Genomic DNA, 21514 nt, shown 5'->3' on the forward strand with positions numbered 1-21514 from the left:
GTGCGGCTGTTCCATCTCGCCATAGCCGCTCTGGCGGTCCCGGCGATGGCGGCCCTGGTCGTCGCCGGCGGTCGCACAATGCAGCGTGGCGAAGGCAGCGGCACCGTCACTGTCGATCAGATCCAGGCAGACGTCGACGCTGCGCCCCAAGAGCCGGCCACCTCGGCCATTCCCGCGCCGCAGCCGATAAAGCCGGCACCCCATTCCAGGTCGATCGATCCCGAAATGGTGGCGCCGCCCCCGCTCACCCCCGAAGAGCTTCAGCGGGTCGAACCGCGCGCGCCGTTGAGCGACCTTGCGCTGGCCGGCCCGCCCAAGCCGCCCAAGCTGAAAATGCCCGACGACTGGAACGGCACAAAACTGTTCCAGCCGGTGGCGTCAGCCGCCGGCGTGATCGAGGCGAAGGGCTATTCGGTCGCGCTTTCGGGCGTCGATGTCGTCGGGCAGGATGAGACATGCACTGATGACGGCAAGGACTGGGCCTGCGGCATCCGGGCGCGCACGGCGTTCCGGGCTTTCCTGCGCGGCCGGGCGGTGGTCTGCACGGTGCCGCCCGAGGGCGGCCGCGACCTGATCACCGCCGAATGCCGCATCGGCAAGCAGGATGTGGGGCAATGGCTGGTCGAGAACGGCTGGGCCCGCGCCGCCGAGGGCGGCCCCTATGTCGAGGCCGGCGAGAAGGCGCGCGCTGCGAAAAAGGGCATTTTCGGATCAGGGCCGATCCTTACCGGCCTGGCGCCGGTTCCGCCGGCACCAAGCCCTGCGCCTCAGGCGCCGGGCTCGATACTGCAGGAAGAGGACGGCGTTCTTACGCCGCCAACTGACCAGCCAGAGCCCGCTCAATAAGCGCACGCGTTTCGGCAATGCCGTAGAGCGCCGCGAACGAGCCGAAGCGCGGCCCGCGCTCCTGCCCGATCAGCACCTGGTAGATCATCTGGAAGAAGGCGACCGAAACACCCGGCCCGCCTTCCGGGCTCTGCTTGGAATGGTCCTGGTAGCGCTCGATCCGGCGCGCGACGTTGAGCGCTGCGTTCTGGATTGCCTCGCCGTCGGCGGCGGGCGACAATACGGAGAGCGCCTCCGAAAGCTTGCTTAGCGCCTCGCGCTCCACCACGTCGGCGGCGCGGTAGACCTTGGCCGGCTTCACGAAATCGTCGAAGTAGCGGATCGCATAGCCCGTCAGCCTGTCGAGCTCGGGATGCGTCTTCGGCGTCACGCCCAGCGCATGGCGCGAGATGAACCCCCACAGCACATCCTTGTTCTGCGCGTTGGAGGCGCTGACCAGGTTGAGCAGCAGCGAGAACGGCACCGGCAGGTCGATTGCCGGAGGGTTGCCGTCATGCATGTGCCAGACCGGGTTGCCCAGCCGCTCCTTCCAGTCCTGCCGCGGATAGGCGGCGAGGAAGGTGTAATACTCGTCCACGGCCCGCGGGATGACGTCAAAATAGAGCTTCTTGGCCTGCCGCGGCCGCTGGTACATGTAAAGCCCGAGGCTTTCCGTCGGCGCATAGGCCAGCCACTGGTCGATGGTGATGCCGTTGCCCTTCGACTTCGAGATCTTCTGGCCGTTCTCGTCGAGGAACAGTTCGTAGACGAAATGTTCCGGCGCCCGTCCGCCCAGAATGTTGCAGATGCGGTCGTAGACCACCGCGTTCGTCTGGTGGTCCTTGCCGAACATTTCGAAATCGACGCCCAGCGCCGCCCAGCGCATGCCGAAATCAGGCTTCCACTGCAGCTTCACCTTGCCGCCCCTGATCGAAAGCGTGGTCTCGGTGCCTTCGTCGTCGAAGGTGATGGTGCCGGCCTTGGCGTCGACATGCTTCATCGGGACGTAAAGCACGCGGCCGCTCTTCGGCGAGATCGGCAGGAACGGGCTGTAGGTGGCCTGGCGCTCCGGCCCAAGCGTCGGCAGCATCACCGCCATGATCTCGTCATAGCGTTCGGCCGCGCGCAGCAGCACCGCGTCGAAACGGCCGGCCTTGTAATACTCGGTCGCGCTGGCGAATTCGTAGTCGAACCCGAACGTGTCGAGGAAGCGGCAAAGCATCACGTTGTTGTGGTCCGCGAAGCTCGCAAAGTCGCCGCCGAACGGATTGGGCACCGACGACAGCGGCATATGCAGATACGGCTCGAGCGCGGCGCGATCCGGCACGCTGTCGGGGATCTTGCGCATGCCGTCCATGTCGTCGGAGAAGCACAGCAGCTTGGTCTTGACCGCGTCCCTGGTCAGCACGCGAAAGGCGTGGCGCACCATCGAGGTGCGCGCGACTTCGCCGAAGGTGCCGATATGCGGCAGGCCGGACGGCCCGTAGCCGGTCTCGAACAGGACGGTTTCCGGAAAGTCCGTGTTCTTGTAGCGCTCGATGATCTTTTTGGCTTCCTCGAACGGCCAGGCCTTGCTTTCGGCCGCCGCCACGAGCATCTCGGGATTGAGATCGATGATGTTTGATCCCGCCATGTTACTGTTTCCAAGTCGTTCGCCGGCGCCGCCGGAAGGGAATTTTTCAACCGGTCTCTAGGCGTGCCTGCCTTGGGCGTCAACGATGGCGGCTGTTTTTCCTTGCGGCACCGATATGCTGTTCCTAACTACGAGGCCCTTTCAAGGAGTTCCCGAATGCCGTTGCCGTCCCCGCATGAAGCGCTGATCTACCTGATGGTCATCACCTCGGCCTCCGATCGCGACATGACCGATGTCGAACTGGCGCGCATAGGCGACGTCGTCCGCACATGGCCGGTGTTCGAGGATTTCAGCCACGACAGGCTTGTCGGCATCGCCCAGGATTGCCAGAAGAGCCTGCACGAAAAGCACGGCCTGGAAGGTGTTCTGGCGCGTGTCGCCGAAGCGCTGCCCGAAAGGCTGCGCGACACCGCCTATGCCGCCGCCTTCGAGGTCGCCGCCGTCGATCTCGAAATGCGCCTCGAGGAAGTGCGGGTGCTGCAGCTTATCCGCCTGAAGCTCGATCTCGACACGCTGACAGTCGCAGCCATCGCGCGCGCGGCGAAGGCCCGACTTAGAACCCTCACTTAGCGAGAGGTTCTGCGTATCAGAAGAAACTGACCGGGAAATAGCGCAGATAGAATTCGGCAAACGTACCTTTCACCGAGATCTCCTGCAGCGCGTAGTCCATGGCCGCGGCAAGGGCCGGATCGCCGGCCCTGGTGGCGATGGCCATGCCCGATCCCAGATATTCCGGCGCCAGATACGGCCCCCCGGCGAAACGGCAGCAGCCCGCCGCGTCCGTGCCGCCCAGCCAGAAGGCGAAGCGCATGCCGTCGCCGAAGGCGGCGTCTATCTTGCCGGCCTTGAGGTCGCCGTAGAGCTTTTCCGGACTGTCGAGGGGGACGACCTGAACGGCGCCGAAATAGGCGCGCAGCATGCGCTCATGCGCCGAGCCGGCGATGACGCCGACGCGCTTGCTGCGCAACTTGTCGAAGATCGGCTCCGCGAAGGCTGTTGTCTTCGGCATGATGAAGCGCGCCGGAAACTGCAGATAGGAGCGCGAGAAGGCATATTTGGACCGGCTCTCCGGCGTGGCGGCGATGCCGGCAATGATGGCTTCGCCTTCGCCCTTCTGCAGCGCCGCGTCGAGCTCGCCCCAGGGCAGCGCCTGGATCTGGCACTTTTCAGGGATGCCGAGCTCGGCGCAGATCGCGCGTGCCAGATCGACATGGAAGCCGGACAGCCGCCCGGCGCCGTCGAGAAAGTTGAACGGCGGAAAATCGGTGGTGGTGAGGAATCTCAGCCGCGGCAGCGCGGAAAGGTCGGGCTTCGGCAGCCGCTCCTTGGCGTCCCACAGCACCGGCACCTGCGGCTCGGCGGCGAAGCCGGCAAACGACTGCGCCCCGACCAGTATCGATACCAGGGCGATGAGTATCCACCGCAATGTCACAATAGAGCTCCGCCCGTCATGCTTTCGGCTTTTCGTACGAAAATGGCGCCGGCACAATGGTTTTTGATTTCAACTTGCTGAATTAGGCGTATGGTTTAGCGGGTTTGCAAATAGCAGCGCGGCGCCGGCCGAAAGGGAGGCATTCGCCGGCGTAACGAAAGCGGTGCAGCTTTGCAATCCGGGGTTGATGGCGAGGCGCGTCTCGGGCATCTACCATCGATCTCTGAGGCGGCAGGCAACATAGGGTAGATGTTGCGATGGGACATTTCGATCGCACGCTGGAATATATCGATCAGCTGCAGCACGCCAACACGGCGGCGGCGGTCTGTGAAAGGCTGCTTGGGGTCACGTCGGATTTCGGCCTGACGGCGCTGATGGCGGGAACCGTTCCGCAGCCAGGCACGCCGCGCGGCCAGCAGAAGGATCATGTGCTGCTGTGCGACTGGCCGGGCGAATGGCTGGAGCGCTACGTGGCGCGCAACTATGTCGATCATGACCCCGTCGTCAGCCACATGAAGCAGCTTCAGGCGCCGTTCCAATGGCGCGAAGCGTCCGAAAGCATCCGCATCGACAAGAGCAGCGGCGAAGTCATGGGCGACGCCAGGGAGTTCAAGCTGCGCGACGGCCTGGCCTTCCCGCTGATCACCCTCGACGGCCTGATCGTCATGGTGTCGCTGGGCGGCGAGGCCGTTGAACTTTCGGAGGCCGAGTTCGGAATCGTGTCGCTGGTGTCGACCTATGCGATCGGCCGCGCCATGCAGATCCACACGATGGCGGGCAAGACCATCGATCACATCGAATTGACGCCGCGCGAGCGCGAATGCCTGCAATGGGCAGCTGTCGGCAAGTCCGAGTGGGAGATATCTCAAATTCTAGGCATCTCGGAGCACACGTCGGAGAAACATCTCCTTAACGCCAAAAGCAAACTTGGTGCCGTCAACCGGGTGCAAGCGGTCGCGGAAGCCATTAGGCGCGGCTATATTAGTTAGTTCGGCCGCGCCGGCCTAGAAATTCTTGCCTACGTGATCGCGTAATTTTTTCGGGAAAGCCCGGCCGTATCTTCCTCTTGAAACCAGGAGACGGCTAATGCTTTTTTCCCTTACCACACAGGAATTGATGGATCGTCCCGACCTCTGGGAGGCCGTCCATCGTTTGCGCTACAAGATCTTCGTCGAGGAAATGGGGTGGACCGATCTTCAGCGCCCCGATGGCCTCGAGATCGACCAGTTCGACCATGACGAGGCGGTGCACCAGATCGTCATCCGCAACGGGGAGGTCGCCGGCTATCAGCGGATGCTGCCGACGACGCGGGCACATCTTCTGACCGAAGTGCTGGCGGACCTCTATGAAGGGACGCCGCCCTCGGGGCCGAATGTCTGGGAACTGACCCGCTATGCCGTGGCGCCGGGCTTTCGTGACGGCAAGCGCGGCGTGTCGACGGTCGGCACCGAGCTGATCGCCGGTTTCGTCGAGTGGGGGCTGCCGCGCGGCATCAACCAGGTTATCATCGAATTCGAGCCGATGTGGGTCCTGCGGGCGCTGCAGCTGCACTTCCTGGCAACGCCGCTAGGCTACCAGCGCACCTACGGCAACCAGCAGGTCGTCGCCACGCTGCTCACCTTCAACGAACATACACTCGATGTCGTGCGTTCGCGCCGCAATCATCATGCGCCGGTGCTGGCCAGGGGATACCCCGACAGGCTCGGAATGAAACAGGCCTCGTGAGATTTGGAGACCCGCCATGAATACCCACCCGCAACCCGAATTGCGTGGCCATACGCTGATCGTCACGGTTTCCTCGGACGACGGCCGGCCCGTCCTCGACAGGCGCGCCTATGCGAGCCTGGCAAAGACCTTTCATGAAGCCGCCGTCGACGACGACGTCCGCGTCGTGGTGCTGCGCGGCCTGGCCGGCTGCTTCTGCCTCGGCGGCGACTTTTCCGAATTTCTGGACGCCACCAAGCATCAGCAGCTTATCGCCGCGGTCACCGACATGTTCCGCACGCTGGCGACCTTTCCCAAGCCGGTCCTTGCCTGCGTGGACGGCGATGCCGTCGGCGTCGGCTGCACCATCCTGTTCCATTGCGACATGGTGATCGCCTCACGCGGCAGCACGTTCCGGGTGCCGTTTGTCGATTTCGGCCTGGTGCCGGACGCGGCAACCAGCATCCTGGCACCGCAGAAGCTGGGCTATGCCGGCGCCTTCCGCTTCTTCTGCCTGGGCGACACGCTTCATGCCGAAGACGCAAAGGCACTCGGCCTGGTCGGCGAGATCGTGGCAAACGGCGGTGCCGAGGAAGCGGCTCTCGGCCGGGCAAGGCAGCTCGCCAAGAAGCCGGTCGCGGCATTGTTGCAGACGCGCGGTCTGCTCAAGGGCGACACCAACGTGCTCTGCGACCGCATCGACCAGGAGATATCGCTGTTCCAGCAGGCGCTGCAGGATGACACCACCCTGAAGCGGCTGCAGCGCATTGCCCGGCTGGCGGCATAAAGCCGCCTGGCCAGTAAGTTGATCGTCGGCGAAATGGGCCGATCCGGAGAAAGGCTCGGTGCGTTTTCCAGACCCGCTATTTTTCCAGGCCAGTCATTTTTCCAGGAATGATGGCCCTTCGCCGATGATCTTCTTGTCTTCCTTGCCGACAACATCGAGATCGCGACCGTCATAGGGCAGCGACAAAAGGATGCGCCGCATGACGGCCAGCCGCTCCCGCCGCTTGTCGTTGGCCCGCACGATGATCCAGGGCGCGAACTCCTTGTGCGTACGCTCGACCATGAGGTCGCGCGCCTTGGTGTAGTCGTCCCATTTGCCGATGCCGGCGATATCGATCGGCGAGAACTTCCAGTTCTTCAAGGGGCTGTAGCGGCGGTCGTGGAATCGTTCGAGCTGTGTCTCGCGACCGATGTCCAGCCAGAATTTGAAGAAATGGATGCCCTCATTGCAGATCATCCGCTCGAAATGCGGCGTCTCGTCGAGGAATTTCTCATGCTGCTCAGGGGTGCAGAAGCCCATGACCGGCTCGACACCGCCGCGATTGTACCAGGAGCGGTCGAAGGTGACGAACTCTCCCGCCGTCGGGAAGTGGGCGACATAGCGCTGGTAGTACCATTGTCCAACCTCGGTCGGCGTCGGCTTGGTCAGCGCCACGTTGCGCGCGGTGCGCGGGTTCATGTACTGGCGCAGCACGAAGATCGTGCCGCCCTTGCCGGCGGCATCGCGTCCCTCGAACAGCGCCATCACCCGCTTGCCGGTCGCCTGCAGCCAGGCCTGCGCCTTGACCAGCTCGATCTGCAGCCTCTCGAGCGTCTCGTCATATTCCTTGCTCTTCATCTTCTTTTCATAGGGATAGCCGCCGGCCGTCAGCTTGTTGTCCTCGATCCAGTCGGGAAGCACGGGGTTCTCGATGTCGAACTCCCGCTCCTTGCCGTCGATCCTGATCTTCAGCGGACCCTGAGCCGGTGCCGGGGCGGGACTTTCCTTGGTTTTTTTCATCGAGACGAACCTTTCCAGCTTGCGGACTCATGCTATGGGGAGCCTCAAAGCCGGTCCAGCGGAAGTTTCCGCCACCGACAAACCGGTGCGAAGGTATGGGGCGCGCGCGAGCGAATGGCTGACCTGGACGCAGAACAGAAAGGCACGGTGCAGCCGATAGCCACCCGGCTGTGGAACAGTCGGTGGCTGCTGGCAGCGGGCATCGTCGCGGTCCTCGCCGTCTATGGCTTTGCCGGCATGTCCGCCTATGTCGTCCTGGCCGCCTTGGCGCTGCTGCTTGCGGCGGCGCTGCTGCCGTCCGGTGCCGCGCGCCAGTCCGCCCAGGATGCGGCGGCGATCGAGGCGAGCGGGCTGCAGCGGCTTTCCGGCGAGTATCTCGCCGCGGCCGTCGCCGATCCGCTGATCATCTTCGACCGCACCGCCACCATCGTTCACGCCAACGCCGCTGCTTTCGCCGCCTTTGGCGGCATCGCTCCCGGCATGTCGCTGTCGCTGAAATTCCGCGCGCCCGAAATGCAGGCCTTGCTGGATGATCTGCTGTCTGGAAACGTCGCATCTGACGTCGTCGACTACACCGAAAAGCTGCCGGTCGAGCGCGCATACCGCGTCAGCGGGTCCTCGGTCGGCCATGCCACCGATCTCTACGTGCTTGTCTTCAAGGACCAGAGCGAGGCACGCCGGATCGACAGGATGCGCGCCGACTTCATTGCCAATGCCAGTCACGAACTGCGTACCCCGCTTGCCTCGATTTCCGGCTTCATCGAAACGTTGAGAGGACCGGCCCGTGGCGATCCGGCGGCGCGCGACCAGTTCCTGCAGATCATGCAGAACCAGACCGGCCGCATGGCGCGCCTGATCGACGACCTCCTGTCGCTGTCCCGGCTGGAGATGAAGCCCTATCTGAAACCGGGGAGCGAGGTCGATCTGCGCCAGACCATCGACAGCGTCATAGACTCGCTTGGACCGCTGGCCCGGGAAACCGGCGTCGTCATCGAGCGCGATTTCGTCGAGGGGCCGCTCGAGGTGCCGGGAGACCGCGACGAACTCTTTCAGGTCTTCGAGAACCTGATGGAAAACGCCTGCAAGTACGGCCAATCGGGCGGGCGCGTCACGGTGTCGATCGCCCACGCCGAGACCGGCCCAGAAGCCGGCATCGACGTCACCATCAGGGACTACGGCCCCGGCATTCCCGAAGAGCATATCCCGCGCATCACCGAGCGCTTCTACCGCGTCGATGTCGAGAACAGCCGCACCCAGAAAGGAACAGGCCTGGGACTGTCGATCGTCAAGCACATCCTGACGCGCCACAACGCCAGGCTCTCGATCAAGTCGGAAGTCGGCAAGGGCGCGGCGTTCACGGTTCATTTGCCGGCGCGCTAAGGCTGTACTATTTACCAACTGGCCGTTTCTTCTTTCTGTCATCCGGCTGGCGTATCAGCACAGGATTCGAGGAAACGACTCGGGCCAGCAGATTCCGGGCCAGAAGATTCGGGGAAGGCATTTCGTCCCATGCAGTCCGTTCACATCGTAAGTGCCTATGACGAAGAGCTGAAATACCTGTCGAAGCGGATCGCTGCGATGGGTGGCCATGCCGAGCGCATGGTCGAGCAGGCGATCACCGCCCTGGTCAATGCCGATCCTGGTCTCGCCCAGAAGGTCATCCACGACGATATCGTCCTCGATGAAGGCCAGCGCGAGATCGATGACAAGGCGATCGTCATCATCGCCAAGCGCCAGCCGATGGCGACCGACCTGCGCGAGATCGTCGGCGCGATCCGTATCTCGGCCGACATCGAGCGCGTCGGCGACCTCGGCAAGAACGTCGCCAAGCGGGTGGCGGCCGTCACCGACGGGCGCCAGCCGACCAGCCTGTTTCGCGGTCTCGAGGCCTTGGCCAATTTGGCGCTGACGCAGCTCAAGGAAGTGCTCGACGTCTATGCCTCGCGCTCGGTCGAGAAGATCGGCTTCGTGCGCGACCGCGACGACCAGATCGACGCCATGTACACCTCGCTTTTTCGCGAGCTCCTGACCTACATGATGGAAGATCCGCGCAACATCACGCCCTGCACGCATCTCCTGTTCTGCGCCAAGAACATCGAGCGCATCGGCGACCACGCCACCAACATCGCCGAGACGATCTATTACATCGTCACCGGCGACCAGATGCCGGCCGAGCGCCCGAAGGGCGACAAGACCGACAAGATCGTCCTTCCCGGTACCGTTCCGGCTAAGTGAACGACGTCCCCTCGAACCCCTGGCCAATTTAGGCTAAGCTTCCCCGAACGTACCTGGTCCTGACCCGAGGCCATGCCTTGAGGAGGTAGCGATGGAAAACGTTCGGAACCTGACTCCGGCCCCGCCGCCGACATCCGGCATTATCGCGTCCAGCGTCTATACGGCCGGCCGGCGCATCGCCGACATTCCGATCGAGGAGGCCGGCGAATGGGCGGCCAAGCCCGGCCACGTCGTCTGGATCGGGCTTCTGGAACCGGACCGCAACCTTCTGCTGCGCGTCCAGGCGCAATTCCATTTGCATGAGCTGGCCATCGAGGATGCCGAACATCCGCACCAGCGGCCGAAGATCGAGCAATACGGCGACGCCCTGTTCATCGTTGCCCGCACCGCCCAGCTGATCGACGGCCGCGTCACCTTCGGCGAGACGCATCTGTTCGTCGGCGCCGGCTACATCGTCAGCGTCAGGCACGGCCCTTCGACCTCCTATGCCGCCGTTCGCCAGCACTGGGAAAGCTGCCCGCATTCATTGGCCAAGGGCGAGGATTTCGTCCTCTATGCCATTCTCGATTTCATCGTCGACAACTACATGCCGGTGCTCGAGCAGATCGAGGACGAGGTCGAGGCGATCGAGGACAAGGTGCTGCTGCAGCCGATGACCGGCCCCGACATCGAGCGGCTCTATATGCTGCGCCGTGATCTGTTGCGCCTGCGCAATGCAGCTCTTCCGCTGGTGGAGGTTTGCCGCCGGCTGACCAGCGCCGAGCTGCCGCAGATCCATGCCGCCATGCACCCGCTGTTTCGCGACGTCACCGATCATATCCGAACCGTCCAGGAGAAGATCGACAGCTTGCGGGAAGTTCTGGCCTTTGCCTTCGAGGCCAGCCTTCTGGTCGGCCAGAGCCAGGAAACGGCGAACACCAAGAAGCTCGCTTCATGGGCTGCCATCCTGGCGGTGCCGACGGCGCTCGCCGGTATCTATGGCATGAATTTCAACGACATGCCGGAACTGAGGATGGAATACGGCTATCCGGTCGTGCTGGGCGCGATCGCGATGATCTGCTCGTTCCTGTACTGGCGTTTTCGCAAGAATGGATGGCTGTGAAGAAGTGAGTGGCGAGTAGTCAGTAGTGACTGGGGCAGCGGCGCTCGCCGGCCCCCTCACTACTCACCATTCACGCCGCTCAGCGGCTCCGCCGCCGCTCCGCCGCCGGCTGGAACGCCACCCTTGCATGATACTTGCAGTAGGGCCCGGTTTCGGCGGCGTCGTTGCCGCAGAAGTTGAAGTCTTCCGAAAGCGGATCGCCATTCGGCCATTTGCAGGTGCGCTCGGTCAGTTCGACCAGTTGCAGGTGCCGCGAGATCGGCACGACGACGTTCTCGACCGGGCGGATGTAGTGGCGCGCCACCGGTTCGGCATCGAACTGCACCTGCAGCGCGTTTGCGCCGATCGACGTGGTGACGTGGCGCTGCGTGCTTGCGGCGCGCGACACCGACTTTTGGACGGATGATCCCTGCACTGCCTTCTTCTGGCGCGCCGGGCTGGCCGTCGCGCGTCCGCGGCCCGACAGCTTCAGGCGGTGCACCTTGCCGATGACCGCATTGCGGCTGACGCCCCCGAGCTGTGCGGCAATCTGGCTGGCGCTCAGCCCCTCCGACCACAGTTTCCTGAGAAGTTCTACCCGCTCGTCAGTCCAGTTCATGAGACCGCGCTCCTGCTTAAGCGTGCGGCGATCGGAATCCTTTCCCGTCCCGGCTCCCGCCGGGCAGACAACACCACATATACCGGGTGATTGGGTCCGCCGCACGAAATCTAGTAATTTCTCGACTACAAATACCTCATGTGCTGACTCGGTGACAAGAGTCCCAAAGGCAACACGAATCAGTTTTTACGGTTTTCCCCAACTTGCCCGGTCGCTGATGAGCCGGCGTCCAGTTGGGGGCGTGCCGCGCGCCTATGCGCGACGTTTTCGTTGACTTCATGGCCGAAAAACACGATAAGCCGCGAAGGCCGCCGCTTTGGCGGCTTTTTTGATTTTCCGGTACCGGAGACGCATATAATGAGCGGTTCGGCGCTTTTCGAGACCTTTGCTCGCGCACCCCTGGCCTTCGACCACGGGGAGGGGACTTGGCTGGTCACCGACAAGGGCGAGCGATATCTCGATTTTGCCGGCGGCATCGCGGTCAATTCGCTCGGCCACAGCCATCCGCATTTGGTCGCCGCGCTCACCGAGCAGGCGGGCAAGCTGTGGCACGTCTCCAATCTCTATGAGATTCCGCAGCAGAGGCGGCTGGGCGAACGGCTGGCGGACGCCACTTTTGCCGACAAGGTGTTCTTCACCAATTCCGGCGCCGAGGCGCTGGAATGCGCCATCAAGACGGCGCGGCGCTACCAGTTCGTCAAGGGTCATCCCGAACGCTTCCGCGTCATCACCTTCGAAGGCGCCTTCCACGGCCGCACGCTGGCGACCATCGCCGCCGGCGGCCAGTACAAATACCTCGAAGGCTTCGGCCCCAAGGTCGAAGGGTTCGACCAGGTCGGTTTCGACGACATTGACGCGGCTGAAAAGGCGATCACATCGGAGACCGCAGCCATCCTGATCGAGCCGGTGCAGGGCGAAGGCGGCATCCGCCCGGTGCCGACGCAATCCTTGAAGCGGTTGCGGCAGCTTTGCGACCAGCACGGCCTGCTGTTGATCTTCGACGAGGTCCAATGCGGCATCGGCCGTACTGGAAAGCTGTTCGCGCATGAATGGACGGGTGTGACACCCGACATCATGGCGATCGCCAAGGGCATCGGCGGCGGGTTCCCGATGGGCGCCTGCCTCGCCACCGACGAAGCCGCGGTCGGCATGACTGCCGGCGTTCACGGCACCACCTTCGGTGGCAATCCGCTGGCGATGGCGGTCGGCAACGCCGTGCTCGACGTGGTGCTGGAAGACGGTTTCCTCGAGGATGTGCAACGCAAGGCGCTGCTGCTGAAACAGGGGCTGGCCGGCGTCGCCGACGAATTCCCCGATGTCATCGAGGGCATAAGGGGAACCGGGCTGATGCTCGGCCTGAAATGCGTGATGCCCAACACCAAGGTCAACATGGCGCTGCGCGACCAGCATTTCCTGGCGGTCCCGGCCGGCGACAACGTCATCCGCCTTTTGCCGCCGCTCACCGTCACCGACGCCGAGATCAGCGAGGCGCTCGACCGCATCCGCGCCGGCGCCAAGGGCCTAGCCGATGCCATCGCCGCGGCCGCCGCGAAGTAATCCTGGAACCATTCCCGATGAGCGTTCGCCACTTCACCGACCTTTCCGCCGTTTCCGAAGGCGATCTGCGCTTCATGCTGGACGATGCGGTGGTGCGAAAGGCCAGGCTCAAGGCCGGCGAGCGGACCAAGCCGCTCGAGGGCAAGGTGCTGGCGATGATCTTCGACAAGCCGTCGACGCGCACGCGCGTATCCTTCGACGTCGGCATGCGCCAGCTCGGCGGCGAAACCATCATGCTGACCGGCACCGAGATGCAGCTTGGCCGTTCCGAGACCATCGCCGACACGGCCAAGGTTCTGTCGCGCTATGTCGACGCCATCATGATCCGCACCACCTCGCATGAGCGGCTGCTCGAACTGACCGAGAATGCCACCGTTCCGGTCATCAATGGGCTGACCGACGACACCCATCCCTGCCAGCTGATGGCCGACATCATGACCTTCGAGGAGCATCGCGGTCCGGTCGCCGGCAAGACCATCGCCTGGACCGGCGACGGCAACAACGTGCTGCATTCGCTGCTCGAAGCCTCCGCACGCTTCCGCTTCAACCTCAACGTCGCCGTGCCGGAAGGCAGCGAGCCCGACGAGAAGCATGTCGACTGGTCGAAGGCGCATGGCGGCAAGCTGAGCTTCACCCGCTCGCCCGAGGAAGCTGTCCACCAGGCCGATTGCATCGTCACCGACTGCTGGGTGTCGATGGGCCAGGAGCACCGTGCCCGCGGCCACAATGTCTTCCTGCCCTACCAGGTCAATGCGGCGCTGATGGCCAAGGCGAAGCCCGACGCGCTGTTCATGCACTGCCTGCCGGCGCATCGCGGCGAGGAGGTCACCGACGAGGTGATCGACGGGCCGCATTCGGTGGTGTTCGACGAAGCCGAGAACCGGCTGCACGCCCAGAAGGCTGTTTTGGCCTGGTGCCTGGGCGCTTGATCTCCGGAGGTGTGATGCCTATCTGCGGGCCATCACGCAAATTGAGCGCGTTTCGGTGCATGTGCCCCTCCGGGCCGCATGGCCGCGCGCCGGAGCTTTGTCATGTTGGAAACCCGTCAAGTGACTGAACACCACCCTCAACTAGGCGAATTCGGCTATGCCGGCGACGATCACGTCGTGCCGTTCGAGGTCGCCCCGCTCGACGTGCGCGGCCGGACCGTCCAGCTCGGGCCGATGCTCGATGCCATCCTTGGACGCCACGAATATCCCGAGCCGGTCGCCCGCCTGCTGGCGGAAGCCTGTGTGCTGACGGTGCTGTTCGGCACCGCGCTCAAATTCGAGGGCAAGTTCATCCTGCAGACCCGCACCGACGGGCCGGTCGACATGCTGGTGGCGGATTTTTCGACGCCATCCGCGTTGCGGGCCTATGCACGCTTCGACCCCGATAGGCTCGAGGCGCTGACGGCTGCCGGCGAGATCTCGCAACAGACGCTGCTCGGCAACGGCGTGCTGGCGCTGACCATCGACCAGGGCGCGCACACGCAGCGCTATCAGGGCATCGTCCAGCTCGACGGCGAGACGCTGGAAGAGGCCGCGCGCACCTATTTCCGCCAGTCGGAGCAGATCCCGACCGACCTAAGGCTTTCGGTTGCCAAGCTGGTGACGCCGGGCATCGGTGGTCCCCGCGAGCAATGGCGCGCCGGCGGTCTGTTGGCGCAGTTCCTGCCGCAGTCGCCAGAGCGCATGCGCGTGCCGGACATTTCCGGCGGCGACGGCGATCCGCGCGACGAGGTCCATGACCCGGTCGACAATTCCTGGCAGGAGCTGCTGGCCCTGCTCGGCACCATCGAGCCGACCGAACTGATCGACCCGACCGTCGGCGCCGAGCGGCTGCTTTACCGGCTGTTCCACGAGCATGGCGTACGTGTCTTCGGCGGCGTGCCGGTGGCCGACCAGTGCTCCTGCTCGCGCGAGAAGATCCGCGGCATCCTCGAAGGCTTCTCGGCGCAGGAGATCAAGGACAGCACCGAGGATGGCGGCATCCATGTCGCCTGCGAGTTCTGCTCGACGCAGTACGACTTCGACCCGGCGGAATTCGCGGCGGCTCAATGACGTAAGTTCTTCTCCCCGTCACCATACGGGGAGAAGGTGCCGGCAGGCGGATGAGGGGCGGCGCGAACTTTAGACCGCTTGCTCCCTTAATTCACCGTCCTGCGCGTGCCCGGCAGATCGAGCGAAAAGGCGGGGATGGCGATGTCGAACGTCTCTCCCCGCTTGTTGCGCATCGTGTAATGGCCGACCATGATGCCGGACGGCGTCGAGAGCGGGCAGCCCGACGTATATTGGTAGCTGTCGCCGGGGTTGAGTTCGGGCTGATCGCCGACGACGCCGGCGCCGCGTACCTCCTCGACCCGGCCAGTGCCATCGGTGATGTGCCAATAGCGCGACATCAGCTGCACGAACTCGTCCGACTGGTTGTCGATGGTCACGTGGTAGCCCCAGACATAGCGGTTCTCCGACGGATCCGAGCGATCCTCGAGATAGAACGGCCTGACCTGCACTTCGATGTTGCGCGTAATGGCGCGGTACATGAGCTACTCCAAACAGTCCTGGCGGAAGTCTCGGTGCACTCTTTGACCAGGTCAACGGAGCGCGGCGCCTGTCTCTTCCGTCTTTGTGCGCACCTGCCGCCAAACAATGTCATTTAAGTGACACATGACAATGATGGTGTGCACGGACCGTGCTGGGCGACTCAAGCGCTCTGTCGACCTGTTCAAAACGGCCACCTTCCGGCCGGCTTTTCCGGAGTGACCAGATCTCGATGGAACTGATCGTCATCGCCGCCGCCGTGCTTTCGACAGCCCTCATTCTTTCAAATCTCGCCGGCATCCTGCTTGCGGCCTTCAGGCTGAAGCGGCCGCGCACGCTTGCGCGGTCACCCGGCAAGGCGCCGCCGGTGTCGATCGTCATCCCCTCGCGCGGCGTCGAGCCGTTCACCGAAGAAACGCTTCAGCGCGCCTTCTCGCTCGACTGGCCGCGCTACGAGCTGATCTTCTGCGTCGCCCACGCCGACGATCCGGTGGTCAAGCTGATAAACAGGGCGATCGTCCGGTTTTCGAAGGTGCCGGCCCGGCTGCTGGTCGGTGACGACCGCATCAGCGCCAATCCCAAGCTCAACAATTGCGTCAAGGGTTGGGAAGCGGCGCGCCACCACTGGGTCATCCTTGCCGATTCCAACGTGCTGATGCCCAGGGACTATATCCAGCACTTGATGGCGGCGTGGCGGCCCGACACCGGCCTTGTCTGCTCGACGCCGATCGGCTCGCGGCCGGACGGCTTCTGGGCCGAGGTCGAATGCGCCTTCCTCAACACGCTGCAGGCGCGCTGGCAGTATACCGGCGAGGCGCTCGGCCTCGGCTTCGCCCAGGGCAAGAGCATGCTGTGGAAGAAGCCTGTGCTCGACGCCAATGGCGGCATCCGCGCGCTGGCCGCCGAGATCGCCGAGGACGCCGCCGCGACCAAGCTGGTCAACGGGCTGGGGCTGCGCGTCAATCTTGTCGCTTCGCCTTTCGAGCAGCCGCTGGGTGAGCGCCGTCTCGGCGAAATCTGGTCGCGCCAGGCCCGTTGGGCGCGCCTGCGCCGCGTCACCTTTCCGCTGTTCTTCGCTCCCGAAATCCTGACCGGCGTGGCCGTGCCGCTGGTGCTGGCGCTGGTCGCAGCGGCCGGTGCCGGCATCAGTCTGCCGCTCACCGCGCTCTGCGTCCTGGCGCTCGCCTATCTGCCGGAATGCGCCTTGGCCTGGGCCAAGGGCTGGTACCTGTCGCCACGCACCATCCCGGCGATGATGGTGCGCGACCTGATGCTGCCGGCGATCTGGGCGCGCGGCTGGCTCGGCGGCGCCGTCGACTGGCGCGGCAATGCGATGACCATCCGGACCAAGGCCATGACCGAACTGGAAGAGGGCGCCTGAGCAACGCTCAGGCGTTTGTCCAAATCGCAGTCTGAACCCTTTACTTGGCTGATTTCAGCGCCTGCTCGACATCGGCGAGCAGATCGTCCGCATCCTCAAGTCCGACCGAAAGCCTCAGCGTGCCCGGGCCGATGCCGAGTTCGGCGCGCGCCTCGTCGCTGAGGTTCTTGTGCGTCGTCGTCGCCGGATGGGTTATCAGGCTCTTGGCGTCGCCGAGATTGTTGGAGATCAGTACGATGTCCAAAGCGTTCTGGAAGGCGAAGGCTGCCTGCTTGCCGCCCTTGACGTCGAGGCAGATTAGCGTCGAGCCGCCCGTCATCTGCTTCCTGACGATATCGGCCTGCGGATGGTCGGCACGGCCCGGATAGATCACACGGGCGATTTCCGGGCGTTCGGCGAGGAAGTTGGCGATCTTGCCGGCGCTTTCCGTCTGCTGGCGCACCCGCAGCGGCAGCGTCTCCAGGCCCTTGAGCAGCGTCCAGGCATTGAACGGCGACAGGCTGGGGCCGGTGTGGCGGAAGTAGTCGTGCAGATTCTCGTCGATCCACTTCTTGTCCGACAGGATGACGCCGCCGAGGCAGCGGCCCTGACCGTCAATATGCTTGGTCGCCGAATAGACGACGATGTGGGCGCCGAGCTGCAGCGGCTTCTGCTGCAAGGGCGTGGCGAAGACGTTGTCAACGATCAGCCTGGCGCCGATCGAATTGGCGAGCGAAGCGACGGCAGCGATGTCGACCACTTCCAGCGTCGGATTTGTCGGGCTTTCGAGGAAGAACAGTTTGGTGTTCGGCTTGACCGCCTTTTCCCAGTTGGCGATGTCGGTGCCGTCGACCAGCGTCGCCTCGATGCCGTATTTCGGCGCCAGCGTCTCGACCACCCAGCGGCAGGAGCCGAACAGCGCGCGTGCCGCCACGATATGGTCGCCGGCCCTGGCGCTGCACAGAAGGGCCGCCGTCACCGCCGCCATGCCGGAGGCCGTGGCGCGCGCGTCCTCGGCACCCTCCAGCGCGCACATGCGCTTTTCGAACATGTCGACGGTCGGATTGGCATAGCGCGAATAGATGAAGCCCGGTTCCTCGCCCTTGAAGCGGGCTTCCGCCGCCTGTGCCGTCTCGTAGACATAGCCCTGGGTGAGGTACATCGCCTCGGAGGTTTCGCCAAAGCCGGAACGCAGGGTCCCGCCATGCACGAGTGCCGTCTGAGGTTTCCAGTCGCGCTTCTTGGTCATTGCTCTGTCCCAAACACAAAAAAACCGGCCGCGAAAGTCGCAACCGGTCCATACGGCCTTGCGGCCAACGGTCCTTTAGCGACTTGTTTAACGTGGCTGCAAGCCGACCGGCCAAATCACCACGGGATAACGACCCTTTAGACCCGCACCGCGCTTGCGTCAATTGCCGGCTTGATTAAGAGGTTTGTACCAGCGGCCTTGGAGCGAAGCCTTGCGGCAGACAGGCATTCTTCCCGATCAGGACATTTCCGCGCTCTTCCAGTCAGGCGCGCTGAAGTCGCCGCGCGCGCTCGACGCGGATCAGATCCAGCCGGCCAGCCTCGATCTCAGGCTCGGCGATAAGGCCTGGCGCGTGCGCGCCTCCTTCCTGCCCGGCCCCGATCATCAGGTCGCCGACAAGCTCGCGCGGCTGCAGCTGCACGAGTTCAGCCTCACTGAGGGCGCGGTGCTGGAAACGGGCTGCGTCTATATCGTGCCGCTGCTGGAAAGCCTGGCGCTGCCGTCGGACATTTCTGCTTCCGCCAATCCGAAGAGCTCGACCGGACGGCTCGATATCTTCACCCGCGTGATGACCGATCGCGGTCACGAGTTCGACAAGATCGCCGCCGGCTATCATGGTCCGCTCTATCTCGAGGTCAGTCCGCGCACTTTTCCGATCGTCGTACGCGCCGGCTCGCGGCTGTCGCAGATCCGTTTCCGCACCGGCAACGCGCTGCTGTCGGAAAGCGAATTGCGCGACCTGCATCATGCCGAGATGCTGGTGGCCACCGAGCCGCCCAACATTTCCGGTGGCGGCATTGCACTGTCGATCGATCTCGATGGCGACAAGGACGGGCTGGTCGGCTATCGCGGCAAGCACCACACCGGCCTGATCGATGTCGACAAGCGTGCCGCGCAGGACGTCGTCGATTTCTGGGAGCCGCTCTACAAGAGCGGCGCCGGCGAACTCGTGCTCGATCCGGACGAGTTCTACATCCTCGTGTCGCGCGAGGCGGTGCATGTGCCGCCGCTCTATGCCGCCGAGATGACGCCTTTCGACCCGCTGGTCGGCGAATTCCGCGTCCACTATGCCGGCTTCTTCGATCCGGGCTTCGGCCATTCGGCGGCCGGCGGCACCGGCAGCCGCGCGGTGCTCGAAGTGCGCAGCCATGAAGTGCCCTTCATCCTCGATCACGGCCAGATCGTCGGCCGGCTGGTCTACGAGCACATGCTGAAACGGCCGCAGGCGCTCTATGGCACCGATCTCGGCTCGAACTACCAGGCACAGGGCCTGAAACTGTCCAAGCATTTCCGCGCCGCGCGCTGATCTTTTCCGCCACCGCCAGACCGTGCTTGCCTGACCGGGCGTGTCATGCTTGGCTGTGCCTCAGCCCGTCGAGGTGACGGAAATAAAGGGGAAGACCATGCAAATCTCGAGATGGATCCTGTCGGCAGCCGCGGCTGCCCTGCTGACGCTCGGCGCCGGTTCGGTGTCGGTGCAGGCAGCGGAGAAACTGAAGATCGGCACCGAGGGCGCCTATCCGCCGTTCAACACCATCACCCCGGACGGCAAGGTCGTCGGCTTCGACATCGACATCGCCGATGCGCTGTGCGCGCAGATGAAGGTCGAATGCGAAATTGTCACCCAGGACTGGGACGGCATCATTCCCGCCCTCCAGGCCAAGAAGTTCGACGCCATCATTGCGTCGATGAGCATCACCGAGGAGCGCAAGAAGCAGGTCGCCTTCACCAACAAATACTATACGACGCCGCTTGCACTGGTCGCCCCGAAGGACAGCGAGTTGACCTCGACCGACCCGGCTGCCCTTGCCGGCAAGACGGTGGGCGCCCAGGCGTCGACCACCCAGGCCGATTTCGCCCAGGACGTCTACGGCAAGGCCGGCGCCGAGGCCAAGCTCTATCCGACCCAGGAAGAGGCGATCACCGACCTGCAGAATGGCCGCCTCGACGCGGTGATCTCTGACAAGTTCGTGCTGGTCGACTGGATGAAGAAGGCAAGCGACGGCTGCTGCAAGATGGTCGGCGACGTCAAGGGCACCGAGACGCAAGCCGGCATCGCGGTGCGCCTGGACGACACCGCCCTGCGCGACAAGCTCAACGCGGCCATTGACGCCATCGTCGCCGACGGCACCTACAAGAAGATCCAGGCCAAGTATTTCGACTTCGATATTTATTGAGGCTGGAGAGCCCCTCTTCCTTCCCCCCTTGTGGGGGAAGGTGGCCTCGCGAAGCGAGGTCGGATGAGGGGTGTTCCAGCGGAGTGAGACGTTGGCATTCCCTGGAACACCCCTCATCCGTCTCGGCGCTGCGCGCCGATCCACCTTCTCCCACAGGGGGAGAAGGGGAAACTGGCGCTAAAGCGCCTTCACCGCCACCTTCACCGGCTTTTCGATCTCGAGCGGGTTGCGCAGCGGCAGGCCGAAATCCCCGGCTTCGATCTCGAAAACATCGCCGGCCTCGGTCCTGATGCCGTCGGCAAAGGACAGCGTCGCCGTGCCGAACATGTGCACATGCACGTCGCCCGGCTGGCGGAAGGCCGAATATTTGAAATGGTGGTGCTCGAGATTGGCGATGGTGTGCGACATGTTCGCCTCGCCCGACAGGAACGGCTTTTCCCAAAGCAGCTTGCCGTCGCGAACGATGCGCGATGAGCCCCTGACGTCGGACGGCAGGTCTCCGATCAGGATCTCCGGCCCGAACGAGGCGTTGCGCAGCTTCGAATGAGCCAGGAAAAGATAGTTCACGCGCTCGGTGACATGGTCGGAAAACTCGTTCGACAGCGTGAAGCCGACACGGAACGGCGCGCCGTCGTCGCCGATGACGTAGATGCCGGCGATCTCCGGCTCCTCGCCGGCATCCTGGGCAAACGCCGGCGACATCAGTGCCGCGCCCGGCGCTACCGCCATTGTGCCGTTGCCCTTGTAGAACCATTCCGGCTGCACGCCGGTCTGGCCCTTCGCCGGTTTGCCGCCCTCCAGCCCCATGCGAAACATCTTCATGGAATCGGTGAGCTGTTCATCACCATCCGAATTGAGCTTCTTGTGCATCGAATCGCGCGTCGCCGCCGAGCCGAGATGGGTGAGCCCCGTGCCGGTGAGATGGAGATGCGCGGGATCCGGATGGTTGATCGGCGACAGCAGCCGACCCTTCTTGTAGGCGGCGTCGAGGTCGACGGTCTCCCCGAAACCCTTGCGCTCGATCAGCGCGGCGAGCCCGGTGCCGGTGCGCGCGGCCTCCATGGCCAGCGAATAAACGCTGCGGGCGCCGTTGATGATCCGCGTCTTGCCGCCGTTGCGGGCGACGACGCGGATCGTTTCGGCGTCGTCGAGGATCTGGGAGATCAGCATGATGTACCCTCTCTCTGGTGCCTTGGCCCGGCCGCCTGCATGGCAAACCCTGACCTGCGCGGCTCGGACCAATCCGCGCCACGGGTGAAACTCTTTGTCCGGATTGCGCTCGCAGGCCTGGTCCCTCGGGGACTTCTTTGCATCGGCGGGTTGCCGACGGCCGCGAT

Annotated in this window: 21 protein-coding genes and 1 riboswitch; of the genes, 14 read left to right on the forward strand and 7 right to left on the reverse strand. The window is 64.0% G+C overall.

Annotation, left to right across the window (positions count from 1 at the left end; translation table 11 throughout):
* A complete protein-coding gene (locus A6B35_RS07935) occupies positions 1 to 846 on the forward strand; it encodes a thermonuclease family protein (protein ID WP_006199963.1) in 846 nt (281 codons plus the stop codon).
* On the opposite strand, the gene A6B35_RS07940 is transcribed toward A6B35_RS07935, so the two are convergent.
* Positions 809 to 2458, reverse strand: coding sequence for a lysine--tRNA ligase (locus tag A6B35_RS07940; protein WP_006199962.1), 1650 nt, complete (start codon positions 2456 to 2458; stop codon positions 809 to 811). The genes A6B35_RS07935 and A6B35_RS07940 overlap by 38 nt on opposite strands.
* A 156-nt stretch (positions 2459 to 2614) precedes the next feature.
* On the opposite strand from A6B35_RS07940, the gene A6B35_RS07945 reads away from it, so the two are divergent.
* Positions 2615 to 3028, forward strand: a complete 414-nt coding sequence (locus A6B35_RS07945) for a tellurite resistance TerB family protein (protein WP_006199960.1) — start codon at positions 2615 to 2617, stop codon at positions 3026 to 3028.
* A 16-nt stretch (positions 3029 to 3044) separates the two neighbouring features.
* On the opposite strand, the gene A6B35_RS07950 is transcribed toward A6B35_RS07945, so the two are convergent.
* Positions 3045 to 3884 (reverse strand): ABC transporter substrate-binding protein, encoded by an 840-nt coding sequence (locus tag A6B35_RS07950; protein WP_006199959.1) that lies wholly within the window; start codon positions 3882 to 3884, stop codon positions 3045 to 3047.
* A 263-nt stretch (positions 3885 to 4147) separates the two neighbouring features.
* Between A6B35_RS07950 and A6B35_RS07955 the strand changes: the two genes are divergently transcribed.
* From A6B35_RS07955 to A6B35_RS07965, 3 genes are all read left to right on the forward strand, one after another.
* The gene (locus tag A6B35_RS07955) at positions 4148 to 4879 is read left to right on the forward strand and encodes a helix-turn-helix transcriptional regulator (RefSeq protein ID WP_006199958.1); all 732 of its coding nucleotides are present in this window, start codon (positions 4148 to 4150) and stop codon (positions 4877 to 4879) included.
* A 97-nt stretch (positions 4880 to 4976) separates the two neighbouring features.
* Positions 4977 to 5615: an acyl-homoserine-lactone synthase gene (locus A6B35_RS07960; protein ID WP_006199957.1), complete on the forward strand. Its 639-nt coding sequence runs from the start codon at positions 4977 to 4979 to the stop codon at positions 5613 to 5615.
* 16 nt (positions 5616 to 5631) lie between these two features.
* Entirely contained in the window at positions 5632 to 6381 is a 750-nt protein-coding gene (locus A6B35_RS07965; protein WP_006199955.1) for an enoyl-CoA hydratase-related protein, read from the forward strand.
* Positions 6382 to 6474: 93 nt separating this feature from the next.
* On the opposite strand, the gene ppk2 is transcribed toward A6B35_RS07965, so the two are convergent.
* Positions 6475 to 7380, reverse strand: a complete 906-nt coding sequence (gene ppk2, locus A6B35_RS07970) for a polyphosphate kinase 2 (RefSeq protein ID WP_006199954.1) — start codon at positions 7378 to 7380, stop codon at positions 6475 to 6477.
* A 114-nt stretch (positions 7381 to 7494) separates the two neighbouring features.
* On the opposite strand from ppk2, the gene A6B35_RS07975 reads away from it, so the two are divergent.
* From A6B35_RS07975 to A6B35_RS07985, 3 genes are all read left to right on the forward strand, one after another.
* Positions 7495 to 8760 carry an ATP-binding protein gene (locus A6B35_RS07975; protein WP_006199953.1) on the forward strand — a complete coding sequence of 422 codons (1266 nt, stop codon included), beginning with the start codon at positions 7495 to 7497 and terminating at the stop codon, positions 8758 to 8760.
* Between the two features lie 129 nt (positions 8761 to 8889).
* Positions 8890 to 9615, forward strand: a complete 726-nt coding sequence (gene phoU / locus A6B35_RS07980; protein ID WP_006199951.1) for a phosphate signaling complex protein PhoU — start codon at positions 8890 to 8892, stop codon at positions 9613 to 9615.
* Positions 9616 to 9706: 91 nt separating this feature from the next.
* Positions 9707 to 10717 carry a magnesium and cobalt transport protein CorA gene (locus A6B35_RS07985; RefSeq protein WP_006199950.1) on the forward strand — a complete coding sequence of 337 codons (1011 nt, stop codon included), beginning with the start codon at positions 9707 to 9709 and terminating at the stop codon, positions 10715 to 10717.
* A gap of 79 nt (positions 10718 to 10796) precedes the next feature.
* Here A6B35_RS07985 and A6B35_RS07990 read toward each other — a convergent pair whose 3' ends face one another.
* Positions 10797 to 11315: a GcrA family cell cycle regulator gene (locus A6B35_RS07990; RefSeq protein ID WP_006199948.1), complete on the reverse strand. Its 519-nt coding sequence runs from the start codon at positions 11313 to 11315 to the stop codon at positions 10797 to 10799.
* A 357-nt stretch (positions 11316 to 11672) separates the two neighbouring features.
* Between A6B35_RS07990 and A6B35_RS07995 the strand changes: the two genes are divergently transcribed.
* The 3 genes from A6B35_RS07995 (at position 11673) to A6B35_RS08005 (ending at position 14914) form a co-directional block, all read left to right on the forward strand.
* Positions 11673 to 12872 carry an aspartate aminotransferase family protein gene (locus A6B35_RS07995; protein WP_006199946.1) on the forward strand — a complete coding sequence of 400 codons (1200 nt, stop codon included), beginning with the start codon at positions 11673 to 11675 and terminating at the stop codon, positions 12870 to 12872.
* A 17-nt stretch (positions 12873 to 12889) separates the two neighbouring features.
* The gene (gene argF, locus A6B35_RS08000) at positions 12890 to 13801 is read left to right on the forward strand and encodes an ornithine carbamoyltransferase (protein WP_006199941.1); all 912 of its coding nucleotides are present in this window, start codon (positions 12890 to 12892) and stop codon (positions 13799 to 13801) included.
* A 78-nt stretch (positions 13802 to 13879) separates the two neighbouring features.
* Positions 13880 to 14914, forward strand: a complete 1035-nt coding sequence (locus A6B35_RS08005; RefSeq protein WP_081482046.1) for an Hsp33 family molecular chaperone — start codon at positions 13880 to 13882, stop codon at positions 14912 to 14914.
* Between the two features lie 86 nt (positions 14915 to 15000).
* Here A6B35_RS08005 and apaG read toward each other — a convergent pair whose 3' ends face one another.
* Complete coding sequence (gene apaG, locus A6B35_RS08010) at positions 15001 to 15393, reverse strand: Co2+/Mg2+ efflux protein ApaG (protein WP_006199938.1); 393 nt, start codon at positions 15391 to 15393, stop codon at positions 15001 to 15003.
* Between the two features lie 230 nt (positions 15394 to 15623).
* Here apaG and A6B35_RS08015 point away from each other — a divergent pair, with 230 nt between their 5' ends.
* A complete protein-coding gene (locus A6B35_RS08015) occupies positions 15624 to 16772 on the forward strand; it encodes a ceramide glucosyltransferase (RefSeq protein WP_006199936.1) in 1149 nt (382 codons plus the stop codon).
* A gap of 40 nt (positions 16773 to 16812) precedes the next feature.
* On the opposite strand, the gene A6B35_RS08020 is transcribed toward A6B35_RS08015, so the two are convergent.
* Entirely contained in the window at positions 16813 to 18000 is a 1188-nt protein-coding gene (locus A6B35_RS08020; protein WP_006199934.1) for an O-succinylhomoserine sulfhydrylase, read from the reverse strand.
* A gap of 55 nt (positions 18001 to 18055) precedes the next feature.
* Positions 18056 to 18133, reverse strand: a riboswitch (SAM riboswitch).
* A gap of 78 nt (positions 18134 to 18211) precedes the next feature.
* Between A6B35_RS08020 and A6B35_RS08025 the strand changes: the two genes are divergently transcribed.
* The gene (locus tag A6B35_RS08025; RefSeq protein ID WP_006199933.1) at positions 18212 to 19306 is read left to right on the forward strand and encodes a 2'-deoxycytidine 5'-triphosphate deaminase; all 1095 of its coding nucleotides are present in this window, start codon (positions 18212 to 18214) and stop codon (positions 19304 to 19306) included.
* Between the two features lie 97 nt (positions 19307 to 19403).
* Positions 19404 to 20177, forward strand: coding sequence for an ABC transporter substrate-binding protein (locus A6B35_RS08030; RefSeq protein WP_006199932.1), 774 nt, complete (start codon positions 19404 to 19406; stop codon positions 20175 to 20177).
* 177 nt (positions 20178 to 20354) lie between these two features.
* Here the strand turns inward: A6B35_RS08030 and araD1 are convergent, their stop codons facing one another.
* The gene (araD1, locus tag A6B35_RS08035; protein ID WP_006204533.1) at positions 20355 to 21347 is read right to left on the reverse strand and encodes an AraD1 family protein; all 993 of its coding nucleotides are present in this window, start codon (positions 21345 to 21347) and stop codon (positions 20355 to 20357) included.
* Positions 21348 to 21514 lie beyond the last annotated feature (167 nt).

This window comes from Mesorhizobium amorphae CCNWGS0123 (genome assembly GCF_001686985.1).
GTDB lineage: Bacteria > Pseudomonadota > Alphaproteobacteria > Rhizobiales > Rhizobiaceae > Mesorhizobium > Mesorhizobium amorphae.